A 26,602-nucleotide genomic window follows, 5' to 3' on the forward strand; every position below is an offset into this window, starting at 1 on the left:
TCGTTCAGGCGCCCTTATTCGCCCTTATTCACTCCCATTCACCCTCATCAAGTAAATCAGCCACCGCCTCCATCAGAATCGCCACGTTCCGACGGAAAACCTCCACTTGCGGCAACAGGGACAGAGTCGTATAACCATTCGCCGGCATATCGAAAAAATATCCGGGCTGGGACACCTTGTGGAAGCGGTCAAGCAAGACCGTCGACAAGCGGTTCTCATCTATGCTGGAGGGGAATTTGACCAAGACGTTCCACCCTCCTTCCGCCCTCAAGACATCGAGGGTGGACGAAGGGTCCGCCGCCAGCATCCCCTTCAAAATGGCCAGATTCCGCCGAGCCCTCTCCCTCACTTTGTCCGTTCGCTCCGGAACCTCCCGCAGCATAGGACCCAAAGCGCGAATGTGGAAATCGGAGAAAGGAAGAAAATCATCGGCGATCACGTCCAGGCGCCGCTGAGCCTCGACCACTTCCTCCCAGGGACCGCTGACCTGGATCCACCCGACCTTGGCATGCGGGGCGGCCAGAGCCTTGGACAGGCCATCCAAAGCGAAAGTGAGAACGCTCTTTTCGCCTGCGAGACGGGCACGTCCGGGAAGGGGGTCCAAAGCATAATCGAAGAAAACCTCGTCGGCGATGATGGCGATCCCGTGTTCCCGGCACAGATCCACCAGGGACCGCCGCTCCTCGCTCTTCACGTAGGATCCGGTGGGATTGTTGGGGTTGATCAGCACCAAGGCTTTGACCTTCCTGCCGGCCGACTCCTGCTCGTCAATCAGGCCGTTCAAGTGCTCCACATCAATCGCCCATGAAAAACCGTCATAGAAAAGAGTGTACGGAACCGCGCGGGCCGAGGTGAGGCCGGCGATCGATTCGATCAGTGGGTATCCCGGTTTCGGCCCCATGACCACATCGCCCGGATTGCACAGGAGCATGAAAAGCCAGGCGTAGGCTTGGGACGTGGAGCTAAGCAGATATAGACTATCCGGGTCGACTGGGTCGACCGGCTCGACTGCATCAAGCGCCTCAGCCGACTCGGCTTGTTCTCTTCGCATTCTCGCCTCAAGGAACCGGGCCAACTCTTCCCTGGCGCTCCTTTTCCCTCGTGGATCAGCCGTGTATTCCTCAGGCAGAATGCGAGGCGCCAGACCGAAATGCGTCGGATTCGAATCGTTCAGAGCTGTCAGCTGTTCGCCTTGGGCTTTCAGCCGGGCGGTTTCACGGGCGATGGGGTTCAGCGGGGACTCGTCAATGCGATGGGAGAATTGGTAGGTCACCAGAACAGTCTAACTTTTATAGCTGAATTAGACCCTTTCTCCCCTCATGCTCCGCCATCTCCCACCCTCGAATTTCCTTGTTCTCGCCCTTATTCCCTGCCATTATTTCAGCCTTCCCCTCCCCTCTTCCCAACTGCGTGTGGACTAACTTGATCTATTTGACAAGACCCCTTGTTTTTGGCCCATCTTCTTCTGTACTTTGAGTTAGTCCACACTCCGATGACCAGAACAGAAATTCATGGCGCAAAGTACAGCCAAAAATACCAAAAACCTCCCATTCCGGGATAATTACGCACGAAAAAAGGAGGGCAAAAGTCAAGATTGAAAGAGCGCAAGGGATGAGGGGAAAGGAAGGAAAAAGGAAGAGGAGAAAAGAAAAGAGGAGGAAGCGGGAAAAGAAAAGGTAAAAGAGGAAAAATAAAAGGCGAAAGACGAAAAAGGATAAAAGAAAAAGCGAGGGGTGTTTTGCTTGCCTTCAAGCCAAACACCCCTCACCACAGCTCACCGGAATCGCCTTATTTCAGCTTTCCCTAGGTACTACTTATCCATGTCCAGGCGCTACCTATCTATGTCTAAGTGATACTCATCTAAGGCTTTATGCTCGAATCCCCGCGACCCTGATACCACAAGGCGTAAGACGCGAGGCACGAGATACAAGGCGCGAAGCCCGAGGCGCAGCATCCCGAGTCACAAGGATTCCGGCTGCAACCTCGACGATCAGAGCTGCTGCCCTTCCGCTTGGGAGGCGAAGTAGGCGGCGCCGACGATACCGGCATCGTTCAGGAGCTGCGCGGGAACAATGGGGGTATCAATCTTGATGAAGGGGAAGAACTTGTCGCTCTTCTTGCTGACGCCACCGCCGACCACGAAAATGTCGGGGCTGAAGTAGTGCTCCAGCAGCTTGTAATACTTGGTCAGCCGCTTGCCCCATTTCTTCCAGGTCAGTTCTTTGGCGGAACGGGCGGAATCAGCGCAATACTTCTCGGCGTCCTTGCCATCAAGAATCAAGTGGCCTAACTCGGTGTTAGGGACAAGCACCCCATGCATGATCAGGGCGGTTCCAATGCCGGTCCCGAGGGTGGTGGCGATGACCAGACCTTTTTCGCCTTTGGCTGCGCCGAACTGGGCCTCAGCCAGACCGGCGGCGTCAGCATCATTGACCACGTGGCAACGGCGACCGGTCCGCTCCGACATCAGTTTGTTGATGTCCACGCCGATCCATGATTGATCCAGATTGGCCATGAAGTCCAGAGGCTTGCCGGGCTTGATTGGCGCAGGGAAGGCGATGCCGATGGGAGTTCCGTCCTGCACATCGAAGTGGTCCAGGATCTGCTTGACCACATCAGCCACGGCCTCGGGGGTGGAAACCTCCGGGGTGGGGATGCGCAGACGCTCGTCCGCGAATTTTCCTTCGTACAGGTTTACCGGCGCACCTTTGATGCCGGAGCCGCCAATATCAACGCCAAAAGCTTGAGCCGACTCGATCATGATCCCTCCTTGGACTGCGATTCTAATCGTCTCTTCGATTTTACGCCGGGCGACGCCCAAAATCACGGCCGCTGACTACTCGAGGCGGAACATCAAGGAACGCCGAGGAAGAAAACGGAAGCGGGTAAAGCGAAAATGAGCCATAATAGGTCTATGAGTGATTTTCATACTTCCTTATTGGACGCCATTGATGTGCGCGTCACCACCCGTTTCTATGAGGACAGGCCGATTGATGAGGACCTGAGCCGTCAGCTGCGTCAAAACATTGACGCGATCAATGCGATTTCCGGCCTGCATATTCAGCTGATCGAAGGGCATCCCGAGGTCTTCGCTGAGGCCAATACCTCCGGTCATCTGCGCAATGCCCGGAATTTCATCGCCCTCGTCGGCCCGAAAGACCAGTCGGATGCCTTGGAAATGCTGGGATACTACGGCGAGCGCCTGGCTTTGTCCGCGACCTTGTCCGGTCTGCAGACCGGTTGGGTCGCCGGTTCCTGGGACAAGGCCGCCGCCGAGGCCGCCTGCGCCATCAACCCCGACGAAGCCTTGTACCTATGCCTGACCATCGGCTATCAAGAGGATTACGACCAGCTCATGAACAAGTCGTATGAGGAAAGATGCGCCGAGCAGCAGTCGCATCGCCCCAGCAAAAAGCTGGAAGAGCTTTACAGCGTGGTCGATGACGCTCAAGCTCCCCTGCCCGACTGGTTCCTCGACGGGATAAAATCCGTGCAGAAGGCCCCGTCCGCCATGAACCGCCAGCCGATACACTTCACCTTCAATCCCGGCAACGATCTGGTGCGGGCTTTCAGCCAGTCCAGTTTGGAAGGCCCCGGAATTTTCAGCCTCGTGGATTTGGGCATTGCCAAGCTCCACTTCCAGATCGGCGCCGGCGGCGGGACGTGGGAATGGGGCGATGACGCCTCTTACGCCCGGCGATAAGCGGCGGCCCCCTGCGGAAGCCGCCACAAGACGGAAGCCGCCACAAGACAGAAGCCGATCAGTGCTTGGAAGCTGAAGACCCTGCATCTGCCGATGCTGATCCAGAAGCAGAGCCGGAGGCGGCGGGGATAGAAGCAGAACCGGCAGGAGAGGAGGCGGCATCGGATCCGTGCTTGGAAGCGGAAGAACCTCCGTCGGCATCAGCAGCGGAGTTTCCAGCGCCTACTCCGCCAGGTACGGAAGCCGCCCCAGCGTTCTCGGGAGAAACGATGCGCCCGTCCGCCGTCACCAGCATCTGTCCGGTGCGCTTCAGATAGTCAGCGACGATCGGCCAGACGTCCAGCACCCATTCGTTCACTCCCCTATATCGCCCATCGGAATCCTGCATGGCCTTGTAGCAGTGCATGATGTATTTCTGATTCACCTTGTTACCGGGAACAGCCATGAGCACCAGGTCGGTCCCCCGGCGCAAAGCGTGAATCACCCGCTTGACCCCGGGGATGGCGCGGCTGGGGTGGACGTCCACCATGGCGTCTCCCGCCTGGCTGGGGTCGCGGGGGGCGAGCATCTGGGAGCCGGGGGCCGTGCGGTTATAGTAGAGGAACTGGTTGTTGTCGTCGGCGTAGGTGAGTTCCATTGGCATGGTGTTGAGGAACCAGTTGAGCTGGTCGACGCTCAGGACACCCCGATCCAGCATCACGTAGTCCGATCCGTGGGCGGCTTGGGTCTTTTCCGCGGCTTGCTCCACCCAGTCGTCGGCCTTCATATCCACCCCTTCGATGGTGGTATCGATCGGTTGGCTGGCGGCCAGGTTTTCGGACTCGAAGGAATCGGCAGTCGCTGGACTGGCACCTACACCAGTTCCGGCTCCGGCTCCGCTTCCCTCCCCTTTCATGGCCTGCATGACTTTGACCCAGGAGACGAATTTCGTGAAGACGGTGGTCAGGAATTCCACGGTCTTCGGATCGCGCAGACCGCCTTCGTCGGGCAGGTTCTCGATGGAGTTGCCTAGGAGGAACTCGTCCCCGGGCATGACGACGGCGTTGACGCCCGGGGATTCCAGTACCTGCTTGAGGTCGAGTTGGGCGCGGGAGGACCCTTGGTTCGTCCATGAGGCGCCGACCAGGAGGACGGGCTTGCCCACAAACGGGTGCAGCTTGTAGGACATCCATTCGACGATGCTCTTCATGGCCGGGGTCGTGGTGTGGTCATGCTCGGGTGTGGCCAGGACTACGCCGTCTGAGCCGGCGATTTTCGCGTTCAGGTATTGCAGGAGATCGCTCTCGCTCAGGTCTTCGGATTCGTTGAAAATCGGCACCTGGCTGATGTCGAGGATCTCGATGTCGGCCTCTTGGCGGAAATGGTTGGCCATGAACATGAGCAGTTTGGTGTTATAGGATTTCTTGTCGATGGATCCGCTGATGGCCACGAATTTCAAGGTCATGATCGCTCCTTTGCGTTTTGTTGTCGGTTTGTTCATTGATTCGTTTTTAATTTCGGTTATTGACCCATGCGCCGACTTATCGGCTTATTGGCCTGCCAGCCCGGCCGTCGATTCGATCGTCGAATCAAGCTTCCTCAAATCCGGATTCGGCTTAGGAGGCGTTAAGGCGCTACCCCTCGCCGCCAGCCATGGGTCTTGCCATGGCCCCTGTCTCAGCGCCCATAGACCGGGGAATCAGGGTCGGAGACATACACATAGCGCTTCATCTCCTCCTTTTCGTAAGCGCGGGGGGTCACGGCCTTACTGGCTTGGGCGAACTCCAGGAAGGAGCGGAAGAGGGAATCCAGCTTGGCCACTTGTCCGGAATCGATCAGGTTCCCATCATCGTCGAAGGCCTGCAAGGAATGGTCGACTAGGAATTCCGAGCTGGGCAGGACGAAGGCGTGCAGTTCCGGGGCATCCAGGATGCGGCGCAGGTGCAGTTGGGCGCGGGAAGTGCCCAGGTTCCCATACGAAGCCCCGACGATCATGACCGACTTATTGTAGAAAGGGTGGATTCCGTAGGAAAGCCAGGCCAGGGCGTTCATGAGGACGGCGGGCACCGCATGGTCGTATTCCGGGGTGGCGAAGACCACGCCATCGCTGGATTCGATGGCCGCGGCCAGGTCCTTGACCTGTGGCGGGACTTCTTCTTCGGCCACTTTGGAGAAGATCGGCAGGCCGGCGATGTCCAGGGTCTCGAAGCTTACCTCCGGCCCGTCTTCGCCCGCTTCCGACCGCCGATACCGGTCGGTGATGTAATCGATCAGTTTGCGATTGGTCGAGCCGGTCTTATTGGTCCCGGCGATGGCGACGAATTTCACGTGAACCTCCTTGTTACTACAGGTCCCAATTTACCGTGAGGCCTTCTCATGACCAGACAGGTCACGTCGCCTCCAGCCTGGTTGATGGTATGCGTAACATCCGCGATGGTACGGTCCGATTTCCCGAAGAGCATGCTCGTCCAGATCTCCCCGTCGACGGACCTGCGGGACCGGATGGTGATGGACTCCATATCCGTTTCAAGGGGGCGGCCGGTTTCCGGATCGATGATATGGTGATAGCTTTTGCCTCCGACGACCAGCTTCCGCTCGTAGACCCCCGAAGTGACGACCGAGTTGAGGACAGGCCCACCGCTGGCATCCTCCTCCGGCTCCTGTAGGGAATCCCACGCCTTCCCTGGGGTCTCTATGTTCCTCACCTTCTCTGGGTCTCCCGCTTCCCTAGGATTCCTCACTTTCCCAGAATCCCCTGGAAGATCGATGACCCGCTCATAGACCCCTTCCGCTCGACCCGGGTCCTGCAGACCGACCCGCCAAGGCCGCGACCCCGAATCCGTCATCTTCTCCCCGATCGTGATGATATTCCCGCCCAGGTCCAGCAAGACCGAACGCAGGCCGAGCGAAAGGAGGGAGTCCGCCACAAGATCGCCGATGTATCCTTTGGCCAAACAGCCGAGGTCGATCTCCATCCCCTCCCTTTCCAGAAAAACCGTCCGCTTATCATCATCGCAGATGATCAGGGAGGGGTCGGTCAAAGCCAATCGTTCGCGGATGGCCCCGTCTTCGGGGATGCGGGCGTCGGCGAAACCGATATGCCACAGTTTGACCACAGGCCCTATGGCGATATTGAGGTTTCCGCCGGGCAGGAGGCTATGGAAACGGCCGAGACGGATCAGATCATACAGCTGGGGCGAATCGACCGGGACCGGATGCTTGCCTGCCGCCCGATTGATCTTCATGAGGCCGGAGGAATCATCATTAGCGCTGAAAATCCGCTCATACGAGCGCAAAAGATCTTCGGTCCGATCCAAAAGATCCTCGGCGGATGAATCGCCTGTCCGCCCCGCGGGAAGGCACAAGGCGATTCTCGTCCCCATCAGGCGCAGCTGACGCCAGAGGTAAAAATCCATGATCAGACCTCTTCGACCCCGCGAATGGGAGGCAGCCGTTTATGTTTTTCATACCTGGCGCTGAAAAACCCGAGGAGGATGACGGCGACCAGGTCTATCGGGGCTCCGGCCAAGGCTATGGAATGATAGTCCATGAAGGCGGCCATCAGCGCCCAGCCGCCGATGATCGACCCCAAGGAATTGCCCAGGTTGAAAGCGATCTGCGCCAAGGCGGCCCCCAGCATCTCGCCACCGCCTTCCGAGACTTTGACCATCAGATACTGTTGCGGGGCGGAGACGAAAAACATGCCGAAAGCCAGGATGAAAGTCAAGAGGGCGCTGGTCGGCCGGGACCCCTTGTCGAAAAAGATGACCAGCAAAGCCGCAGTCGCCAGAAGCTGCCCCAAGGCAGCTGTCCCTCCTGGGACCCAGTGGTCGGACACCCTCCCGGCGGTCAGCCCGCCCAGGACCATGCCGAACCCCGCCAGGGCCATCAAAGCCGGCACCGCGGCCGAAGGATAAGTCCCCACATGGGTCAGCCAGGGGGAAACGTAGCTCCACCAGCAGAAAATGCCGGTATTCCCGAAAAGCACCGCCCCCAGGACCAACCAGGCCCGGGGGGACTTGAGGAAACGGAACTGGCCTTTCAGCCCTGCGTCGGGAATCGGCTTCAACTGCGGAATCCAGGCCAGCATGAGGACCACGGTCGCCGCCGCCCACAAGGCCAGAATCGCGAAGGCCAGCCTCCAGGAGACCTTATCCCCCAGCAAAGTGCCCAGGGGCACCCCGACCATGTTGGCTACGGTCTGTCCCGTGACCATGAGGGAGACCGACCTCGCCTCCCTGCCCGGAGCAGCCAGCCGCTGGGCCGCGATGGTCGCCGTCCCGAAGAAGGCCCTATGCGGCAGGCCGGAAATGAACCGGCCGGCGAGCAGGAGGGCGAAATTCGGGGCTGAAGCGGCTATGAGGTCGCCAACCAGGGCGATGATCATGAAGGAGATGAGCAGATTCTTCGGTTTGGCCCGCCGGCCGAAGACCAGGATGAGGGCCCCCAGACAGACCCCGAACGCATAGGCGGAGATGTAATGGCCGGCCGTGGGGATGCTGACGTGCGTGCTCGCCGCCGCTTGGGTGAGCACTCCCATCATGACGAATTCCGCTGCCCCATAAGCGAAAGCCCCGAAAGAGAGAGCGAAAATCCCCCTCCCGCTTTTCCCGGGTTCCGTCTCAACCCTTTGACCGACCTGATCTATGCGGTCCTTGCGATCGACCTGTTCGACGCCTTGTTCCATAGCCGTCCTCCATCGTAATGGTCCTGAGCCTACTCAGAGGCGTGGAAGCGGGGGCTTCTCCAACGATTCCGGTAGATTGGCAACCAATCATTATTGATGAAAGTGCACAACCATCATTGATTTTGCATCATATCGAAGAGAGGCTTTATGGATGACGCCGTCGCGAACCAACCCTCAAAAGCGGGCTTCCTCCTGCGACCTTATCATCCACGCATTGATGACATCCTCTCCGGCCACATGCGGATCTTCCCCGACCAAGAGAAATACAAGATGATCCAATTCGTCAAGGTGGGGGATGATGACTCGCCTCTGAAATCCTCCAGCAACGGTGATGGCAACGGCAACGATGACGATGAAAGCGGTAGAAGCTCCGTCTTTGACAAAGGCTATGCTTTCTTTCTCCTCGCTGGCTGCATCTTTCTCCCCAGCTTCATTCTCGGCCCCAAGTATTCCATCTATTTCTACATCCCCTGCATCATTGTCGCAGCGATAGGGGTCATCCTCATCCTCACCAGCGCCTACCGGGAGAGAAAGCTGCAGGCAAGGATCGGAAGGGATCTGCGGGAGGCCGCCCGAAGCGGCAGCGCCGACCTTTTCAGGAGGGCTCTGAACCAAGCACAGAGGCAGGGCGGCGGCTCCAAGCTCAAAACTCCTTGCTGGAGGGATGCCGCCGACCAAATCGCCAAGGGATGGCCGCGGGCCCGGGACTCCTTGGAAACGAAGTACCGGTACGCCCACCGCACCGGTGACACCAGCGAGGACCCTATCGCCGGCCAGTACACTCTGCTGACCACATGCGACGAAGGCCACCGGCATAAGGAGTTCACCCTGAAAGGATCCATCAACGGCTCCCCTGTCGTTTTCACCGCACGATGGGAGCCGACGCTCGAGGCCTATTCGGTTTCCGCCGCCGATTCGGCCAAAGGAACCGAGATTCCCCCGACCGGGCAGGTGCAGGAAAGCGAGATCGACGCGGCTCATGGTCTGCTGACACTCAAGGATTTCCCCAACGACTTGTATCTTGAAGCAGCTTTGGGGGCGGAATAACTCGAGCTCCAGTTCGCCGCTCACGGTAAACCCCCCCGGAACTCCGATTCTTCCACCCCTCAAATTGTTTTTCATCTAAGTTCTTCAGAGTTTGGGAACCAGAGCAGATACCTAAAGCTTAGAAACCGCTAATTTACATTTATACGAAAGCAAATCGGTGTTTCATCGAATTCATTCTTATTCTGAGACCAAATCACAAGTCCTTCATCACCCTGTAAATATCGAACTACTCCAGCCCCCAATTGCTCAACGGATTCAATTAATCCGTGGAAAGCTGGCATATTCCCTTGGTGATATCGAGCAAAACTACGGACAACAAAACGATCTTGCTTCGAGGGGTTAAGGCAATAGACATAAATCGACCCCCCATTAGTCGTAAAACGGAAATCTTGACTAGTCCACTGCGGAGCGGTCGAGTCAGCAAAAGATCCTGCGGGGGTATGCGTAGGGCCTTCTCCGAATTTCTTCCATGGCTTGCTCCCATAGATCCCATCTCCATTAGCTCGGAGCCACCGTCCTACTTTCTTCAGAATCTTTTGGTCCTGCTCAGGAATTTTTCCATCTCCTGCAGGACCGATATTTAAAAGTAAATTCCCATTTTTACTCACCGTATCAATCAATGTTGCGATAATCTCAGCGGTAGACTTATAGTCTAGATTTTTTGTAAAACACCAAGAATTACGCGCCACAGCCGTATCGGTCTGCCAAACACTAGCGCTTGTCGTTTCGAGTCCCCCTCTTTCCACATCAACGATTCCGCTATTCCATGCCATACCATCCCCTTTGAAACAGATAGCGACATCTTTCTCCAAAGCGGCTGCTCTGTTATGATAATAAGCGCTAAAATCCTTGAGATATGGCTTAAAAGCTTCATGTTGTATCCACCAATCGAAATACACTAGCTCCGGCATGAATCTATCAACCAATTCACAGTTGCGCAACAACCAGTCAGTTAAAAACTCGCGATTAGGGTATGGAGTACTATGCCAATCGAAATGGTCGGAGGGCTCAGGCTTAGCTGGCCAATAGAAGTCCCCACGAGACAAATCTTCGTTGATATCCGATTCAAAATCATGGCCACGTCCCATAAACCACCAGTGTTCGGCGCGATGGTTTGACAAGGCGAAGTGAATCCCACGATCTAATGCGGCTTTTCTCAATTCGGCGATTATGTCACGATAAGGCCCCATCTCAAAAGAATTATAGTGGGAAAGGGAGCTCGCATACATTTGAAACCCATCATGATGTTCAGCGACCGGGAAGTAATATTTTGCACCTGAACTTGCAATGATTTCCATCCACTCGTCGGGGTCAAATTCCACTGCCGCAAACTTTGGGATAAAATCTTTATAGCCAAAGTCTTTTGGAGAACCATAAATACGTTTATGATATCTGCATTCAGGTGAATCCTGGATATACATATTCCTTGAGTACCACTCGTTTCCAAAAACTGGCAGGGAATATAGCCCCCAATGAGTGAAGATTCCGAATTTCGCTGAGGAAAACCAATCTGGGATTTTTGCCTGAGACAGCGACCTCCAAGTCGGCTCATATGGCCCATCAGCAATTACGCTCTCAACATGCTGCATTGTCAACATTTTAAATACTTTCTAATTATCATAATAAATGTCAATATAACGGTTCGATACCGCATCCCACTAATAGTGAAAGGGGAAGAAATATACTTGGCTATCTCGGAGAATCCTTCCTCAAAGCATCATTCCTCCACATCCAAAACCTGCTTTGCATCAAAATAGCCGATGCCACCAAAGCGAGGAAAGAAAACATAAGGAATCTTTGAGTATCTACCCCGGTAGCTGCCAATGTTGGAGGAAGGGACTCCGCATCTTGATGAGAATGGATTCCCCCACCCTCGCATTGAGATTGGGGCTTAACAGCTGGCGTGGAACTCGCAGACTTTTCACCGTTATCCCCTCCATGATTGTTTCTTCCTGGTTGTCCAGGATAAGCAGACGTATCACCTTTTTTATCATCCTTCTGGCTCGGACTGGTTTGGATAACAACTTTAGGACTGTCAGAATCAGTGATTCTGACAATTGCGCCTGTCTTGTCAAGAACAACTTCACTGTCCAACGCGCGGGCTAAATTAATCCTGTTCCAGCCTTCAGCGGACGTATCGAAGACATAGCCCGATTCAATGGAGGTTTTCTCCAGCACTTCTAAGCGCTGTTTCTCATTTAGTGATGGATAAGCAAACTGAAGGAGCGCACTAGCCGATAAGGGGGAAGAGGGTTTTACCCCTTGAGCGTTAATTTTAGGTAGATTGTAGGTCATTCGGCGTGTATAAACAGCCAATGCTGATTTTTTATCTTTGACCGATTCACGAGAAACCACATCAACAAAATCATTCTTGTATCCCCGAGTGGAATCAGCTTTTACATTGCTAATGCATGCTTGAAGGGTGTTCCCAAGATTATCATTTTTGCAACGCCTAACAAGATAAGAGACCAACTCATGATGCGCATTAATAATTTGCTCTTGATTCTTATTGAAATAGTCTGCCGTGGATGCTGTTCCGCTGATACGTCCAGCAATCACATCAAGGGGATAGTGTACTCCCAAGACAATTCGGTTATTACCAGCTTCCGAGGTCCTTGCCAGTATTTCAGGCGCAAGTTCAGGAATCATGGTCGCAAGGATCAAGCCTCTGGAATACGCCTTGTTCGTATGTCCCGAGGGGAAAGAGCCCTCATAACTATTCTTGGGGTAGTCGGCGCTATGCCTTTTCCCATCCGAACCATATGCGTCTGGGACCTTGATGATATCCAAGGTTGGCGCCAACCCATTGAGATTGTTTGTCCCTTTAACTAAGTTCTCTTTATTCGGCAGCCAACGGTCACGCTGAACATATGGCCGTGGAGTTTGGTACGCGTTCTTGGCAGGGTTCGTGCTCCAGCCTGTGGATTCCATAACCGTCTTCGTCAGCTCCAAACTTCCACCATTATAGCCTTCTTCAAAATACCGGCCAAGCACTGGGCCAAAACCATCTTTAAACTCATGCGCTACATCATCGTCTGCGTTCCGATCACTTAAAGCACGCGCTTGCTGTGCATTAATTCCCGAATTCCGGACATCATGTTGGCCGAATTCGTTTCCTTGATGGTTGATTTCCACAATCGTCGAATCATTAGCTTGAAAAAGGAGCTTCCCAGCCTGCTTGACAGCGCCTCCCCGCGCAGTTCCATCATAAGGCGCAGCCGGAGGTGTCCAATAATTATTGATTTCCGAAAATAGAGTCGTTTGTCTGTCTTGGGCAGCGTAAGCTACCTTTACTGGTGTGTTGATACCCGCACATACCAAAACACAGGAGAGCAAACAACCCGCGAGACTTGGCAAAAAACCTTGACTGCTACTTAATAATGTAGTTCCCTTTTTCATAGGATGTCCTTTCAAATGATCGGTTATGGAACTTTTGTTGAAAACGTAAGCTACAATTAATAGAAAACCCCTTATTTCATAATCATTAGAGCGGCTCCTGCAATGATGAGCACCAAGCCTAAAAGTATCCGAGGAATATAACGTTTATCGGTCTCTTGTAAAACAAGGATTGCCGCTACCGTAGAGACGACCACATTAAGTTGTGATAGGACAAAAGCATTAACCATTCCCAACCGCGACATCGCAACGAGGTAAGTAAAAGCCGCTATAGCAAAAATTACCCCAGAGCTAAGATTCTTGAGCGTCTCTTTCGATAGAATTTCAGAGCGTTCACGGGCTGAAATTAGTATTGAAGACAGGAACATCCCAAACGCTTGCGGAAGGAAACCAATCACTTTTGATGACTGATCCGCCAACAATGGTAAAGCCGAATAGAGCCAGTAACCGCATGTAGAGAGAACCAAAATCATATAGTTCTTAAACGTTCCCTCGGAAGAATCCTGTCCACGTTTGTTGGTCAATATGACTCCGACTAAGATGACAAAGAGAGCGACAACGCCCAAAAAAATGAGGCGAGGGGAACCTTTCCACTCGGCAAAAAGAATCCCACCAATGAAACCGTTCCCTACTACTTGCAAAGCGGTAGAAAGGGGCATGGTCAAGCTCACGCCTAAGGATTCATAAGAGAAATACTGCCCCGCTTGCCCGAAACTCCAGAAGAAACCGGACAGGAAAAAAATTATAAAAGCCTTCGGAGTCACGGGGAAACGGCAGAGCACTTCCATGGTCAAAGCAACTAGTAAAACACCTCCAGTAGTTCCTACAAGTTGACTTTGATAAGTCCCACCTGTGACCTTTCGAAGCCACAAAGGAAGAATCCCCCAAAAAAGCGCGGGAACTAGGCCAATAAGTATATTCAACTGGCACCTCTACTGGTTCTAGAGCATGCGACGGATAAATTCAAAATCATCTCAACCTACCTTCGATACTAAACGCATCAGAAGTAAGCCCATTGAAAACGAGCTTTAGTCCGGGAAAAACATCATCCCCATTGATATATTCATAAGCTTCCCCTGACTTATAAGGAAAGTGATATGGTAGAGAGGCGCCGTGCCCCACCAAATCCAAGGCTTGATGTCCGTTGGATACGACCACGGGAGAACCCTCGACAGCGTAGTAAGCTTCACCGTCCTTCAGAGCTCCTTGGATAATCTTAAGGTGTCTGCCCGTAAGACCTAAAGCGCAAGCAAAGGGTGTCGTAGGCCCAGCAAAATGGACACGAACCGAAAAAGCACCGGTCTTAACAGATATTGAAATCCTCGCCGACAGTTCCATCCTGCTCTTATGACGCTTCCCGAACGCCATCTGAGCATAAAAGCGTCCATCATCGGTTAACTCGTATTCGCCTGAAGCCGATTGCTCGGACGAGACTAAGGGCCCATAATATCCACTTGAAATCGTATCTTCAAGAATCCATAAATCCCGATCTCTGGAGAGAGAATCAGGTCTTAAAGGACCAAGATCGAAAAAGTTCGGAGAAATCCGTAACGATTCTAGGCAAATCCCCTGAGTTAAATAACTGAAAATTGTGGGATTGTTCGATAGCCCTGATGCGACACGGAAGAACCGGTTGAAGTCGGATCCTGCATACACGGTGGCCGTCTCTGTAGGCTTTATAAGGCTTCCTCTGAGTACGACACGAGAAAGTTTACTTTCACAGAAATCCGTATAACTCAATTCCTTGCCAGATTCTACCTTCGATTGAGCAGAACAGTTACCATGGTCTGGAAGACAAAGAGCAATCAGCGGATTAAGGACCAGCTCGGTGAGATGACGGGCTGGATCTAAGATCTTTCGTGATGAAAGCTCACGGGCAAAGTCAACTACCAAAGGGTTCTTTTCAATCTGCGCGAGTAATCGAGCTTGGGAAAGAAAAGGCCGCGGGTCGAATGGCTCGAATTGATCCTGCCGCCGGGATTCGATTGTCTCAAGCCGGCCATCAGGCCGTAGCAGCAAGGCTTCAGATCTCAAATTCCGATTGACTATATGCATATAGTCACCCTTTACTAATCGTCTGCTGATAGAAATGAGACAAGGGTTTGTTACATAGGCGGCATAATTCGGACTTCGTTCGGAGTAAAGACCATCCGATTGGATGTCAATGCCCTCACCAAGCCACAATTGCGCACGGTCCAAAAGAGTGGAATCTTCGAGGAAAACGCCGAGACCAATCAAAGCGGATGAAATCTCCCAGCGGTGATTCGGCGTATGGACCCCTCCTCCATACATGGCAGGAGCTGCCTTGCGAGCGATTCGTTTCAAAGAATCCAAGGTGCTTTGTTGCCAAGGAGACAAAGACCCCTGTATCGAGAGCATCTCGATAGCCGAGCAGAGATCATTAATGGTAAAAGCGCTGTCGGGAGGTGATTCAAGGTTATCTCCTCCCGAGAACAAACCATTCTCCAGCTGTAAGCTCTGTAAATGTTCCAGAAGAACGTCGGAAATTCCAAACAATTTTTCGATTTCAGCGATTTCCGCTACTTCTTCGAAACAGCTCAGTGCCACCACTCCTTTGATTCGTTCCATCGTCTCCCGGTGTGACAACTGTTGAAACGTCTTAAAGGCATCAGTCCGTAAGAGATCAGGGACAAAATCCGATAAAGTAGCTTCGATGAGTTTTCTTTTGTAAAGCTTGTCAAGCATTGCCGGTCCTTTCGAAATATCAACCTTTCAAACCTGCATCAAGATCCGCACCAACAATGTATTTCTGGAAAATGCAGAAGAGGATTAAGAGAGGAATCATTGAAATAACAGAGGCTGGAAGCAACACTGACCAATCCACTTTTTCTGCCCCTACCAAGCTTCGGAGTGCGACTTGCAGCGTGAAATTCTTGGGATCGTTCAGAATGATCAATGGCCAAATATAATCATTCCAACGCCATTCCATGGAAAAAATAGCCAGAGTAATCATCGTGGGGAGTGACATCGGTAACATCACGTGCATGAAAATTTGTAGTTCCGAACAACCATCAACACGGGCCGCCTGCATCATTTCGTCGTCCACACTGATGAAGAATTGCCGAAACATGAAAATTCCTGTTGCTGTGATGATGGAAGGAACAATGATGCCTGCGAGGGTGTTATACATCCCCATCTTGTGAACGACAATAAATGATGGCGACATGATGACTTCCGTAGGAAGCATGGTAGTCAGCAAAAGCGCGATGAAAAATGCCCTTGTCCACCAATAATCATATTTTGCCAGCGCATAGCCGGTAATGGCACTCAATGCGACAGTTAAAACTGTGGTGATTATCGCTACGACAGCCGTATTCATGAAGTAGCGTGCAAAATCAATTCGCTGCCAAGCAGCTATATACCCCGAAACTGTCCAGCGCCGCGGGAAGAAACTCATCGGCAAAGCGAAAAGCTCATCGGGGCCTTTGAAGGAGGATAGGAGCAACCAGAAAATGGGAAAGGAGTAAATGATGACCATAACCCAAAGAGCTATGGTTACCGGTCCACAATTCCTCAGTTTAGCTAATACTTTCCGTACAGGATGACGGCTTTGTTTGCTGTTTTCAATCTCATTCGTCATCATTGACCTCCGTTCTTACGATTGACAACCATTTGAATGAGAGTCAAGACGACCAGGATTATCATGAGAATCATGGAGGCCGCAGATGCGTATCCAATTCGGGAATATGAGAAGCCTGTCTGGTAGATATACTGCACAACCAGCCTATTAGAGGTTCCGGGGCCACCATTATTCAAAGCCTGAACCATAGCGAATTCCTTAATCCCACCGATGGAGCCAAGGAGAATCACCATAAACATCGTGGGTGCAATACCGGGGAGAGTGATGTGAATGAATCGTTGCCAAGCATTTGCTCCATCAATCTCCGCCGCTTCATACAATGAAGTGGGAACATTTTTTAGCGCGCCGATAAAGAGAAGCATATTGAACGCGATACCCCAACAACTGGCAAAAATTAGGACAAGAAAAGCCAGGTTGGAATCCGTCTCCCAATGCAAAGCTTTTCCGCCAAAGGCGTGAATAACTTGATTGACAATTCCAAAGCTTTCCCCAAACATCCAGCGCCAAATCAATCCGATGATGATTGGAGAGACCAAGGATGGTATGAAGAAAAGCAATTTCGCAGCTGAACTGCCCAAAGCATGCCTGCTTGTTACAAGAATCGCAGCTAAAAGAGCAAGCGCTGTTGCACAAGGAACATTTATGACAACGTATTCGAATGTGCGTTTCAGAGCAGACCAGAAATCCGGATCCACAAAGAGCCGCTGAAAATTTCGAATTCCAACGAACTTATAATTATCTAGCCCTTTATAGTTCGTAAATGAATAATAAAGGCCAATTACAGCGGGTCCAACAAAGAAAATTATATACAAAATCGCTGCGGGGATGATAAGAGCCAGAGGGAACAGAATTGGCTTTTTCATTTTCGAGGGATTCTTTGCATCACTATATCGTCGCAGAGCCATGAATAATGCTCCTTTGTATTATGTCTCCTGCTCCACAGGAAATCATCGATTCCACAAATGGAGCAGGAGAGCGTTAAGTTACCTGAGCCGATTGAATTTAATCATCCGTAGCGTTGTACCAGGAAGTGTACCCAGCATTCATGCTGCTAATGGCTTTATCCAAAGTTTCTTCGCCAGTGAGATACTTGAGAGTATGAGCTTTCATAGGATCTTCCTCTGTCGTGCCTCCTGCTAAAGTTGCTTGCAGTTGAACGATGATTTGGTGCGAAGCCAGCTCCTTATCAGCAACCTTATTGATATACGTAAGATAAAGTTGCTGATCCTCGTTACGCTGCGCATAGACAGGTGAAATTCCTGCAGTTGCTGGGAGATAGCTCCCCTGCTCACAGAATTTCGTATAATTCTTTTTCTGATAAAACCAATTGAGGAATTTCCGACCTGATTTACTAAAAGTGACCATATAGCTGGTTCCGAGATTGGTTGCCCTTGTTGGCTGCTGCGGCATCACGACGCTCTTCCATTTAAAAGAGGAGATTGAATTGATGAAATCGGCAATTTGCCAATTACCAGAATAATACGCAGCAACTTGTCCTGTTTTGAAGAGAGCTGACGGATCGGCGTTGGAGGCGAAAACCGATTTAGGCATAATCACATCATTATCGATTTTCTTCAAAAACTGCAATGCATCCTTAGCCTTATTATCAAGAGCCCAGCTGCCATCTTTCTGCTTCCGAACCCCCTTTGACCCGAATGAATACATGAAAGACCGTTCGCGATGTGTCGAGGGGTCCATAACAAATCCGTATTTTGCACCAGTCTTCTTCTGAACTGTTGTAACAGCTTGGATGAATTCGTCCCAGCTCCAACTCTCTTCATAAGACTTGGGATAAGAGACGCCAGCTTTATCAAATAATGATGTGTTGATGAACATGCCAACAGCCGTCAAATCAGACGGCATTTGTAGGATTTTCCCTTTCGAATCTTTGGTAACGAGGCTTTTCATCACCCCCGTCTTATTTGAAAGGTCTGTCAGATCCTGTAATTTACCCATCCAGACCGGATCCAGCTGTGGAACGCGGGCGACATCAGGCAAATCGGCGGCCTTACTCGCGTTCGAGATTTTCGTATTCAAATCAGAATAGGGAACTTCCATGATATTGACTTTTACGCCTGTTTCTTTGGTGTAAAGTTTTGCCATGGTCTTGTATGCATCATTCTGATCATCCGAAAAAGTAAGCGTGATGCTCTTTTTATTTCCATCATCCGACGATGTAGAACCGCCATTACCATTCGCTCCGCAAGCTGCGGTGGCAAACAGAGTGGCTGTGGATAAGAGAAAGGCCAATGCTTTCTTCCATTGATTTCTCATAATCGTTTACTCCTCTAGGAATTAACCGGAACCACACCATTGCGTCCGATCAATTTCAGTATAGCATATCTTTTGAGAAAAAAGCCAATCCTTTAAAATAAGCCCTTTACGGCGTGTCTTTTCTCGAAATATCTCGAAATGCTTGGTACAATTTTTATCAAAAATCATATAATTCTCGTCTCTGTGGATGGTTACTGTATGATAAAGACGGATTACTTGGAGGCGCTATGGATTCTCAAAATACCGAATCTCTGCTTGCGAAACGCTGTACCGCGATCGTCAACTATCTATGCACATATCAAACCGCATCAAGCAAAGAGATCGCCGATGGGATTGGGGTTCCTGCATCAACCACTTATAAGTTATGCTCATATCTAAAACAGCTTCACGTAATCCAAGCATCGGGGAATCGGCATATCCAGAGAGGACGTAGTCAGCAGCTTTTTTCACTGAACTCAAGTTTCCAATCGTGCATTGTGGTTGATATTGAGCTGAAAGCTATCGATGGCTATATCACGGGGATTGATAACAGCATACTTTATCACGCCGCTGTTTCCTCTGAATCCTTTCATGATAAACCGAACCACATCGATTTGACTTTGAACCTTATTGATGAGCTTAAGAGCTGGGCAAGCGATCATCAAATCCCTTGCAAAGGACTTTCTCTCATCGTTCCAGGAAGCGTCAAGAAAAATGGCGTTGTAAGTACTGCCAGTGAACTGTCGTGGATGAATGTCTCTCTTGGCGATATCCTCCGCGTAAAATATCAAGACCCGATTTTCATCATCAATAACGCTAACGCTTTCGCAATGGGCGAATCTATGAAACATCAATCATCGGAAAGTAACCGGAAAGTTTTAGTTGGTCTGGTCATCAGGGAATTTGGGGTTGGCACCGGATTAATCGTGAACAATCAAATGATCAATGGTGTACACGGATCAGCGGGAGAAATCGGTTTCAGCTTAACCAATTTGAATTCTTTCGATTCTTATTACACCCTTTCAGGTGATTTGGAGACCCGACTTCGAGATGAATTCGTCCAGGCTAACGATAATAAGGAGAGAGCTTATGACACGATTATCTCTCTCATTTCCATGGCAATCGCGAATATCTGCGTCCTTCTTGACCCAGATACTGTTTTCTTCGATATCGCCCCAAACATCAAGGCGTATATCGACCTCGAAAAAGTACATGAAAAACTCGTGGGCCGTATCCCCTATCCACCGAATCTCGTCGAAGATACGGCAAGTCAAGAAAGTAGAGCAATTGGGGCATCCGCCCTTGTCACAGCTAAAGTAAGAACAACCCTCTTTTAGGGGTGAGACAGCCAAATTCGCCTGATCAGATCGGACTTTTATATGCCCATTCAACAATTTCTCGGTATCGATATCGGAGGCACGAAGACCTCCTTTGCCCTAGAAGATGAAAACGGCACTCGAAGTGATATCACAGTACCAACCACTAGTTGGAGAGAGTGCAGCGATACTGTTAAACTCGAAGATTTGGACCATCTTTTAAACTCCTTTGGACATCTCGAACTACCCATTGACCCGAGGATCACTTCCATCGCCATTGGTATGCACGGTGCGGAGACCGAATCACAAATCCGTAAAATACAATCGTATCTCCGTGAGAAGTTACATTCATCAATAGCCTTGGTGAATGATGCCGAATTGATCAGCATGGCGGAAGGAATCGACGATGCAATAAATCTCGTTATCGGCACCGGTACGATTTGTCTCTCACGCGATAAAGACAACAGACTTATCCGAGCCGGAGGATATGGATACGGCTGGCTCTTAGATGACTATTGCAGCGCACCGGCACTTGTCAGGGAATCAATGAAGGAGATGCTCTCCACGGCGACTACCCAAGGCACCGATTTTATTCTTTCCGATCCCCTTTTCTCCCTTTTTCTTCAAGCTTTTCACGCAGACGACCTTTTTTCATTGACCTTTGCCTTCGGAGAGAATGCACAGGAAACAGCTTGGGGCCATTATGCCCCCCTCGTATTCGATGCGGCAAACGCTGGATCCCCAATCGCACATCGGGTAATTCGCAATGCTATAGACCATGTTTTGGAATATTTAGAGTCGGTTCAAAGGCAGGGAGCGACAGGAAGTTCCGTTGTAGCTGCCGGCGGCGTAATTTTGCACCAGAGAAAGTTACAGGAGTTCCTTGCGAAGAAGCTTAGAACTCTCCCCTTTCCGCTTACCTTGCACATCGCCAACACAGCCCCAGTCGAAGGCGCACTCCGGCTCGCCCAACGGATCGTTGCCCAACAGGCATAAGGGGAAAAGCCTACGGACTCTTCTTTGCCAAGCTGACTGTCAGCTTGGCAAAGAAACCATCAATAAAATTCTCTCAGATACTCGGTAAGAGCAAGAATAGCCATAGCCTGCCCATAAGGCATGGTGGAGAGACGGATATTCATATAAGATTCCTTATTTTTGCCAAGAGGTGTCCCAATTGATACTTGGTTAAGGTCGCCCGTATCAGTGATCTCCCCTATCAAACCATGGACTGCCCGTAAAGCAGCGGCGTGGTAATGACGGTCGAGTAATCGCATATGAATACCTAAAAGAAGGCCATAAGCGATTCCTGCTGTCGCGGAACTTTCCTCATAGGAAGCATCATCATCCAAAACCGTATGCCACATGCCTGTTGGACTCTGCACTTCCAGCAAAGAGCGAACCTGATTCTCAAAAGAAAGCTGCACTACCTGATAGAAGGAATCACTTGGCCCCAAGCCCAATACCGCGACTAACTCAGGCAAAGCAATGGTTGCCCAGGAATTTCCTCTCCCCCAGAACACGGAGCTCAAATTGCTCCGCTCGTTAAAGGACCAACCATGGTACCAATAGCCTGTCGCTTTATCTTGGAGATAATAAATGTGTAAAAGCGCCTGCTTCTTTGCTTCTTCGACATATGACTTATCGTTAAGAAGCACACCAATTTTGGCCAAAGCGAGGACTGACATCATAAGTGTATCATCCCAAATCTCACCAGGATGGCTATCGCCCAACGTTACATGTTGAAAGGCGCCGCCCACACGGGGCAGTTCATGATAGATCCAATCGCCCCAGTTCTCCAGATAAGGTAGATATTTTTTATCGCCGGTCTCTTCATACAAAAAAGCGAGCGTCAGAACCGGAGCCATGGTATTGATGTTTTTTTCCACTTGCTCATTACTCGAGAATTGATCACTGAACCATTCTTCAATCGAATGCAGAATTCGCTGCTCCCGTGTAAGGGAATAATATCGCCATAAGCCGTAAAGACCAACGCCAGCAGTCCATTCCCAATAACGAAAACTTTTGTTATCAATCAATCGCCCATTTTTAGCTCTGAACGAGAACTCTCCTGTATCATCAGTGAGTTCAACCATTCTTAGCGACAACTTATTAATAACTTTGATGAGAGTAGATTTATCAAAGTCTGATTTCATAATCATCTCCTGCTTATTAAGAGACCCTGCAAGAACAGCATGAACGGTTCTTACAGGGATCCATAGTGAGGTGGAAAAAGGTTAGCCCTTCAGCATAGCCGCGATAATATCGCGGATTTGACCATCTTGGGCATTTGCCAGGAAATACTCTTCGAAATGTTTGCCGGAAATCGTATTTTTGACGAATTCTTCATCCAATTCATGAAGAATTTGAGGCATAGGCTTATAAAGGGTACTCTTGAGCGAACGCAAAATTCTCGCATTGCACTGCTCAGGAATTGCACGTTCTCGAGGATACCCTCCACCAATCGGATCGGAGAACAAGCGTTCAAAAATCAATTTCAGATTCAGCTCAGCCCCCCATCCAAAACCTTTCGCGAAAGGAATAGATAAAGCGTTCCCACCATTAATCTGACTGAAAAGATACGCATCGGTGGGCTCAACCGCAAGGCCACAAACCACTCCCGGGAAAGCGTTCAATGCAGTCATGGCGCCTTCACCAGTGCCACATCCGGTGATGACGAAGTCGGCCGCGCCAGAATTAAGCAGGATAGCAGCTAAAAGCCCATTTTGTACATAGGTGAGCTGTGGTTCGTCTTCTTCCCCATACATCCCATAGTTAAAGGATTCATACCCTTTCCTATCGCAAACGACTTTCAACGTATCGAAAATCAGCTGATTTTTCCCAGCTTGAGAATTTTCGTTAATTAAGGCTACTTTCATATGTTTTCCCTTTTTAAAATGTTTAATTTGCACAGTTTTTGCTACTGGTCTTCAAACATCATCACCTACAGACACCACAATCATTGAGGCTGCTTGCCAATATATGCCAAGATGCCACCATCGACATAAAGAACATGCCCATTGATAAAATCCGATGCCTCAGAGGCCAAGAAAACAGCAGGTCCTTGCAAATCCTCTGTTGTTCCCCAACGTGCAGCAGGAGTTTTAGCGATAATGAACTGATCGAATGGATGCCTCGAACCATCAGGTTGAATTTCCCGCAAAGGCGCAGTCTGAGGTGTGGCGATATACCCTGGTCCAATTGCATTGCACTGGATATTCTCACCGCCATATTCTGAACAAATATTTCGAGTAAGCATCTTAAGACCACCTTTCGCCGCGGCATAAGCACTTACCGTTTCACGACCAAGCTCACTCATCATCGAGCAGATGTTGATGATTTTCCCATGCCCCTTTTCAATCATACCTGGAATCACCGCCTTGGAAACAATAAAGGGACCCGTGAGATCGATATCAATTACCCGGCGCCAGTCAGATTCAGACATTTCCACCATTGGGATTCTCTTGATAATACCTGCGTTGTTGACAAGAATATCGATTACCCCCAAATCATTTTCGATGGATTCGACTAACTGACCAACAGCCTTCTCATCCGTAACATCGCACACATATCCCTTAACAGGAATACCGGCTTCCTCGTATGCCTTCATACCACGCTCGACTGAGCTTTCGTCGATATCGTTAAACGAGATCCGAGCACCAGCCTTATGCAAGGCAGAAGCAATCGCAAACCCAATCCCATAACTGGCACCGGTAACCAGCGCGACCTTCCCCTGCAAAGAAAACTTTTCCATTGAGAACATATTGCACTCCTTTTAATATTCTTTCCTATTTTCAAAGGAAAACAAAAAATCAAAGTTGAATCAGTATTCGCTATATCTATCGACAATTGATCGTATTGCGTCTCCTTTCGTCTCTTCAAAAACCACTGATGCCATAGGCTTATTCGTCTTGACCAAATCCAGGATATGCGTGGTTGGAAGAACTCCTAAACCGTTATCACAGGTCTGGACTTGTTCCTGGCCAGGTACAACAGTGAAGTCCCGGACATGGATTGCGAAAATATCGTCGCATAAGGAGTCAAAACCTTTCTCGATGATCCTGGGCAATTCTTCAACATTATGTGCGCAAACCAAAGAGGTGGGATCGAAAATGACGCCTAGCCATGGTGAGCTTATTTCATGAAGAATACGCAGAGTCTTAGAAAGAGAACAAATCGGATGATTGATTCCCGGTTCAATCGCAACCCTGCAACCCACCTCTTCTCCATAAGAGACGAGTTCTTCTATTACAGCCCGCACCGCAGTATATGATTCCTCGGCAAAATTCTTCGGATCATAAACGTTGGGGATGGGGCGTACCGAGCCTGTCTCGCTCGCGACGAAATCCGCGCCAAAACAGCCAGCGAAACGCAGATAGTTCTTGAAACGGCGAATTAGCTGTCGCCGATAGACTGAATCCGGATGTATCATGTTAAAGTAACAGCTTAAAACCGCGATTTGTACATCCGCTGATGAGAACACTCGCCTACAATAAGCTCCAAGTCCAGGATTCATCTTTTTCCCATCAGAGATTTCAGGAAATTGTATCGGAAGCGAAAGCTGGACACCATGAACACCATATTCTTGCAATTTATTTGCAAGTTGAGGAATCGTAGTGACATTAGAAACGTCATGTCCGCGAACTGCTATATTGATCATACTTTAATCCTGAGAATAGCTTCAATCTAAAGCGCTTGAGAGAATCATCCTCATCTTTTTACAATGCCGTGTGACCGCGTCCCAATCATGTGCTTCGTACGCTTGATTCGGCACGGGAAATGAGCCACCAACAGCGAAGACATTTTTGAGTTTGGCAAAAGAAATCATGTTGTCCAAATTAATCCCTCCGGTTGGCAAGAAAGAAACATCAGGGAAGGGCGCCTGGAGCGACGTTAGGGTTTGGACTCCCCCATAGGCGACAGCAGGGAAAAACTTCATATACCGTAGTCCTAATTCACGCACGCACTCGATATCCGTCGGAGTAGCTATGCCAGGAATCACTGACACATCGTTCTCAATACACCATTTCACTACTTTGGTATTAAGAGCAGGTGTAACGATGCCGGAGCAACCCGCGCTGATAGCATTCTTCGCCATGTTGACTTCATGAACCGTCCCCGCAAGAAGAATTATCTCGGGCATCTTTTCGTGAATCTGTTCCATGCCAGCGATTGCGGCACCCGATCGAAAAGTAATTTCAGCTACTGGTGTATCAGCCTCGGCCAAGGCTTTAGCGAGAGGAACGGCATCGTGAGAATCCTTCAAAGTGATTAGAGGTACTAAGCCGATTGTCGAGAGATTCTCGACCAAGGAATCAGTTTTGCTCAATTTCATTACCTTCCCTTAATTGTAATTGTAGGTGTGATTCAATAAAATTCGTTAATTCCTCAGAATTAGGAAGCCCGTCGTTGTCCGACTCAGATTGAGTTTGTATTGCCCCTATCGCACAGCCTCTTTCGAGAGCCCGTGCGAAAGGAAGCCCCTCCGCCAAGGCAGACAGAACTCCCGCTGCAAAACCATCTCCAGCTCCAACGGTATCTACGACCGACTCGACGATAAAAGCACTTACATAAGTCTCATGCTTCCCATCAGTTAGATATGCACCTTTGACCCCATCTTTGATAATCACAAACCGTGCGCCATTCTTGATGAAGAAAGAACCCATCGCAGCGAGGCTATCCTTTTGGCTCAAAAAAGCAGCCTCACCTCGGCCAGGAATTACCAAATCGGCCTTGGAACAGAAATCATTGAGACGGGAACGCATCATCCTCTCGTCCTTCCAGAGAGAAATGCGAACATTTGGATCGAATGATAAAAATATATTATTCCTTTTCGCAATATCCACCATTTCATAAGCGGCTTCTAAGCAAGAATCTGACAGCGCAGGGAGAATCCCGGTCATGTGGATAGCTTTGATTTCATCAAAATCGACTTCGCGTATATCCATGGGCGCGATGGTTGACGCGGCTGAATCATGGCGCCAATACACGACTTCAGGATCACCTTCAGAAACTCTGGATTTCATCATCAAACCAGTGCGGCGATTATCCAGCTTAAACAAATATTTATCAGAGATTTGATTCGACTGTAATTTCAACCGTATTTTACGACCTACCGGATCATCTCCTACTTTGCTAAGGAAAAGAGCTCGCTGTCCTAGACGAGAAAGCCCAATTGCTACGTTCAACTCGGCACCTGCCACAGAGCTGGAAAAATGCCTCACTGTGGCAAGATCTCCTCGGTCGTGTGCGACAAAAAGGCCCAGCGCTTCTCCAGCCAGAAGAAAGGCCTTAGTTCCGCACTCCCGGTTGGTTGAGGACCGAAAGTCATCCATCCGCAGATCAACCATAACAATACACTTTCACATGCTGCCTCTTTGCACCAACAGCTTCTTGTATTGATTATATCTTCTCATTTGATATAAATGAAGCTCGACACGCCACAATTTTGAAAAAAATTAATATGCTTACGAATAGACCTAAATATCCCGTTGTTTTCAACACTTTTATAAGCATCAAATAATACTCTCGTCGCCTTTCAGCTACCGCGAAGAATACGCTATTTGAGTAATTGTTTTATAATCCACCAATCAATTTCAAATATTTTTTCTTATCTGAGAGTT

At 50.0% G+C, this 26,602-nt stretch carries 23 protein-coding genes; 4 read left to right on the top strand and 19 right to left on the bottom strand.

Annotated elements, in window-relative coordinates:
• Positions 1 to 28: 28 nt before the first annotated feature.
• Together PSDT_RS05040 and ppgK are read right to left on the bottom strand one after the other, a co-directional pair.
• Positions 29 to 1,273: a pyridoxal phosphate-dependent aminotransferase gene (locus tag PSDT_RS05040; RefSeq protein WP_006290321.1), complete on the bottom strand. Its 1,245-nt coding sequence runs from the start codon at positions 1,271 to 1,273 to the stop codon at positions 29 to 31.
• A gap of 717 nt (positions 1,274 to 1,990) precedes the next feature.
• Complete coding sequence (gene ppgK, locus PSDT_RS05045; protein ID WP_006289023.1) at positions 1,991 to 2,761, bottom strand: polyphosphate--glucose phosphotransferase; 771 nt, start codon at positions 2,759 to 2,761, stop codon at positions 1,991 to 1,993.
• Between the two features lie 153 nt (positions 2,762 to 2,914).
• On the opposite strand from ppgK, the gene PSDT_RS05050 reads away from it, so the two are divergent.
• Positions 2,915 to 3,703: a nitroreductase family protein gene (locus PSDT_RS05050; RefSeq protein ID WP_006289022.1), complete on the top strand. Its 789-nt coding sequence runs from the start codon at positions 2,915 to 2,917 to the stop codon at positions 3,701 to 3,703.
• A 58-nt stretch (positions 3,704 to 3,761) separates the two neighbouring features.
• Here the strand turns inward: PSDT_RS05050 and PSDT_RS05055 are convergent, their stop codons facing one another.
• The 4 genes from PSDT_RS05055 to PSDT_RS05070 all read right to left on the bottom strand — a co-directional run bounded on the left by PSDT_RS05055 (position 3,762) and on the right by PSDT_RS05070 (position 8,369).
• Positions 3,762 to 5,147: an NADPH-dependent oxidoreductase gene (locus PSDT_RS05055; protein ID WP_006289021.1), complete on the bottom strand. Its 1,386-nt coding sequence runs from the start codon at positions 5,145 to 5,147 to the stop codon at positions 3,762 to 3,764.
• Positions 5,148 to 5,359: 212 nt separating this feature from the next.
• The gene (locus PSDT_RS05060) at positions 5,360 to 6,010 is read right to left on the bottom strand and encodes an NADPH-dependent FMN reductase (RefSeq protein ID WP_006289020.1); all 651 of its coding nucleotides are present in this window, start codon (positions 6,008 to 6,010) and stop codon (positions 5,360 to 5,362) included.
• Complete coding sequence (locus PSDT_RS05065; protein WP_006290317.1) at positions 6,007 to 7,098, bottom strand: FAD:protein FMN transferase; 1,092 nt, start codon at positions 7,096 to 7,098, stop codon at positions 6,007 to 6,009. Before PSDT_RS05065 ends, PSDT_RS05060 begins: the two co-directional genes overlap by 4 nt.
• Positions 7,099 to 7,100: 2 nt before the next feature.
• Positions 7,101 to 8,369: an MFS transporter gene (locus PSDT_RS05070; RefSeq protein WP_006289018.1), complete on the bottom strand. Its 1,269-nt coding sequence runs from the start codon at positions 8,367 to 8,369 to the stop codon at positions 7,101 to 7,103.
• Positions 8,370 to 8,516: 147 nt separating this feature from the next.
• Here PSDT_RS05070 and PSDT_RS05075 point away from each other — a divergent pair, with 147 nt between their 5' ends.
• Positions 8,517 to 9,416 (top strand): DUF3784 domain-containing protein, encoded by a 900-nt coding sequence (locus PSDT_RS05075; RefSeq protein WP_006289017.1) that lies wholly within the window; start codon positions 8,517 to 8,519, stop codon positions 9,414 to 9,416.
• A 128-nt stretch (positions 9,417 to 9,544) separates the two neighbouring features.
• Here the strand turns inward: PSDT_RS05075 and PSDT_RS05080 are convergent, their stop codons facing one another.
• From PSDT_RS05080 to PSDT_RS05110, 7 genes are all read right to left on the bottom strand, one after another.
• Positions 9,545 to 11,014, bottom strand: coding sequence for an alpha-L-fucosidase (locus PSDT_RS05080; protein WP_006289016.1), 1,470 nt, complete (start codon positions 11,012 to 11,014; stop codon positions 9,545 to 9,547).
• 91 nt (positions 11,015 to 11,105) lie between these two features.
• Positions 11,106 to 12,815, bottom strand: a complete 1,710-nt coding sequence (locus PSDT_RS05085) for an acid phosphatase (protein WP_006289015.1) — start codon at positions 12,813 to 12,815, stop codon at positions 11,106 to 11,108.
• A 71-nt stretch (positions 12,816 to 12,886) separates the two neighbouring features.
• Positions 12,887 to 13,735 (bottom strand): GRP family sugar transporter, encoded by an 849-nt coding sequence (locus tag PSDT_RS05090; protein ID WP_006289014.1) that lies wholly within the window; start codon positions 13,733 to 13,735, stop codon positions 12,887 to 12,889.
• A gap of 46 nt (positions 13,736 to 13,781) precedes the next feature.
• On the bottom strand, positions 13,782 to 15,518 hold the full coding sequence (locus PSDT_RS05095; protein ID WP_006289013.1) for a hypothetical protein: 1,737 nt from the start codon (positions 15,516 to 15,518) through the stop codon (positions 13,782 to 13,784).
• A 19-nt stretch (positions 15,519 to 15,537) separates the two neighbouring features.
• Entirely contained in the window at positions 15,538 to 16,416 is an 879-nt protein-coding gene (locus PSDT_RS05100; protein ID WP_006290316.1) for a carbohydrate ABC transporter permease, read from the bottom strand.
• Entirely contained in the window at positions 16,413 to 17,318 is a 906-nt protein-coding gene (locus PSDT_RS05105) for a carbohydrate ABC transporter permease (RefSeq protein WP_006289011.1), read from the bottom strand. Before PSDT_RS05105 ends, PSDT_RS05100 begins: the two co-directional genes overlap by 4 nt.
• A gap of 97 nt (positions 17,319 to 17,415) precedes the next feature.
• Positions 17,416 to 18,687, bottom strand: coding sequence for an ABC transporter substrate-binding protein (locus tag PSDT_RS05110; protein ID WP_006290314.1), 1,272 nt, complete (start codon positions 18,685 to 18,687; stop codon positions 17,416 to 17,418).
• A gap of 227 nt (positions 18,688 to 18,914) precedes the next feature.
• Between PSDT_RS05110 and PSDT_RS05115 the strand changes: the two genes are divergently transcribed.
• Together PSDT_RS05115 and PSDT_RS05120 are read left to right on the top strand one after the other, a co-directional pair.
• On the top strand, positions 18,915 to 20,003 hold the full coding sequence (locus PSDT_RS05115) for an ROK family protein (RefSeq protein WP_143828303.1): 1,089 nt from the start codon (positions 18,915 to 18,917) through the stop codon (positions 20,001 to 20,003).
• A 42-nt stretch (positions 20,004 to 20,045) separates the two neighbouring features.
• A complete protein-coding gene (locus PSDT_RS05120) occupies positions 20,046 to 20,978 on the top strand; it encodes an N-acetylglucosamine kinase (RefSeq protein WP_006289008.1) in 933 nt (310 codons plus the stop codon).
• A 59-nt stretch (positions 20,979 to 21,037) separates the two neighbouring features.
• Here PSDT_RS05120 and PSDT_RS05125 read toward each other — a convergent pair whose 3' ends face one another.
• The 6 genes from PSDT_RS05125 to PSDT_RS05150 form a co-directional block, all read right to left on the bottom strand.
• Entirely contained in the window at positions 21,038 to 22,135 is a 1,098-nt protein-coding gene (locus PSDT_RS05125) for a glycoside hydrolase family 88/105 protein (RefSeq protein ID WP_006291824.1), read from the bottom strand.
• Between the two features lie 81 nt (positions 22,136 to 22,216).
• Complete coding sequence (locus PSDT_RS05130; RefSeq protein WP_006289006.1) at positions 22,217 to 22,858, bottom strand: RpiB/LacA/LacB family sugar-phosphate isomerase; 642 nt, start codon at positions 22,856 to 22,858, stop codon at positions 22,217 to 22,219.
• An 80-nt stretch (positions 22,859 to 22,938) separates the two neighbouring features.
• A complete protein-coding gene (locus PSDT_RS05135; RefSeq protein WP_006289005.1) occupies positions 22,939 to 23,742 on the bottom strand; it encodes a gluconate 5-dehydrogenase in 804 nt (267 codons plus the stop codon).
• A gap of 60 nt (positions 23,743 to 23,802) precedes the next feature.
• Positions 23,803 to 24,639 carry a sugar phosphate isomerase/epimerase family protein gene (locus PSDT_RS05140; protein WP_143828283.1) on the bottom strand — a complete coding sequence of 279 codons (837 nt, stop codon included), beginning with the start codon at positions 24,637 to 24,639 and terminating at the stop codon, positions 23,803 to 23,805.
• Positions 24,640 to 24,660: 21 nt separating this feature from the next.
• The gene (locus tag PSDT_RS05145) at positions 24,661 to 25,314 is read right to left on the bottom strand and encodes a bifunctional 4-hydroxy-2-oxoglutarate aldolase/2-dehydro-3-deoxy-phosphogluconate aldolase (RefSeq protein WP_006289003.1); all 654 of its coding nucleotides are present in this window, start codon (positions 25,312 to 25,314) and stop codon (positions 24,661 to 24,663) included.
• Positions 25,295 to 26,329, bottom strand: a complete 1,035-nt coding sequence (locus tag PSDT_RS05150) for a sugar kinase (protein WP_006290310.1) — start codon at positions 26,327 to 26,329, stop codon at positions 25,295 to 25,297. Before PSDT_RS05150 ends, PSDT_RS05145 begins: the two co-directional genes overlap by 20 nt.
• Between the last annotated feature and the right edge of the window lie 273 nt (positions 26,330 to 26,602).

The sequence above is a fragment of the Parascardovia denticolens DSM 10105 = JCM 12538 genome (assembly GCF_001042675.1).
Taxonomy (GTDB): Bacteria; Actinomycetota; Actinomycetes; order Actinomycetales; family Bifidobacteriaceae; genus Scardovia; species Scardovia denticolens.

Coding starts and splice junctions, on each gene's coding strand:
- PSDT_RS05050 (WP_006289022.1), top strand. CDS start 2,915: ATGAGTGATTTTCATACTTCCTTATTGGACGCCATTGATGTGCGCGTC.
- PSDT_RS05070 (WP_006289018.1), bottom strand. CDS start 8,369: ATGGAACAAGGCGTCGAACAGGTCGATCGCAAGGACCGCATAGATCAG.
- PSDT_RS05130 (WP_006289006.1), bottom strand. CDS start 22,858: ATGAAAGTAGCCTTAATTAACGAAAATTCTCAAGCTGGGAAAAATCAG.
- PSDT_RS05135 (WP_006289005.1), bottom strand. CDS start 23,742: ATGTTCTCAATGGAAAAGTTTTCTTTGCAGGGGAAGGTCGCGCTGGTT.
- PSDT_RS05105 (WP_006289011.1), bottom strand. CDS start 17,318: ATGGCTCTGCGACGATATAGTGATGCAAAGAATCCCTCGAAAATGAAA.
- PSDT_RS05095 (WP_006289013.1), bottom strand. CDS start 15,518: ATGCTTGACAAGCTTTACAAAAGAAAACTCATCGAAGCTACTTTATCG.
- PSDT_RS05140 (WP_143828283.1), bottom strand. CDS start 24,639: ATGATCAATATAGCAGTTCGCGGACATGACGTTTCTAATGTCACTACG.
- PSDT_RS05100 (WP_006290316.1), bottom strand. CDS start 16,416: ATGATGACGAATGAGATTGAAAACAGCAAACAAAGCCGTCATCCTGTA.
- ppgK (WP_006289023.1), bottom strand. CDS start 2,761: ATGATCGAGTCGGCTCAAGCTTTTGGCGTTGATATTGGCGGCTCCGGC.
- PSDT_RS05065 (WP_006290317.1), bottom strand. CDS start 7,098: ATGGATTTTTACCTCTGGCGTCAGCTGCGCCTGATGGGGACGAGAATC.
- PSDT_RS05055 (WP_006289021.1), bottom strand. CDS start 5,147: ATGACCTTGAAATTCGTGGCCATCAGCGGATCCATCGACAAGAAATCC.
- PSDT_RS05110 (WP_006290314.1), bottom strand. CDS start 18,687: ATGAGAAATCAATGGAAGAAAGCATTGGCCTTTCTCTTATCCACAGCC.
- PSDT_RS05125 (WP_006291824.1), bottom strand. CDS start 22,135: ATGAAATCAGACTTTGATAAATCTACTCTCATCAAAGTTATTAATAAG.
- PSDT_RS05145 (WP_006289003.1), bottom strand. CDS start 25,314: ATGAAATTGAGCAAAACTGATTCCTTGGTCGAGAATCTCTCGACAATC.
- PSDT_RS05150 (WP_006290310.1), bottom strand. CDS start 26,329: ATGGTTGATCTGCGGATGGATGACTTTCGGTCCTCAACCAACCGGGAG.
- PSDT_RS05115 (WP_143828303.1), top strand. CDS start 18,915: ATGGATTCTCAAAATACCGAATCTCTGCTTGCGAAACGCTGTACCGCG.
- PSDT_RS05075 (WP_006289017.1), top strand. CDS start 8,517: ATGGATGACGCCGTCGCGAACCAACCCTCAAAAGCGGGCTTCCTCCTG.
- PSDT_RS05080 (WP_006289016.1), bottom strand. CDS start 11,014: ATGTTGACAATGCAGCATGTTGAGAGCGTAATTGCTGATGGGCCATAT.
- PSDT_RS05085 (WP_006289015.1), bottom strand. CDS start 12,815: ATGAAAAAGGGAACTACATTATTAAGTAGCAGTCAAGGTTTTTTGCCA.
- PSDT_RS05120 (WP_006289008.1), top strand. CDS start 20,046: ATGCCCATTCAACAATTTCTCGGTATCGATATCGGAGGCACGAAGACC.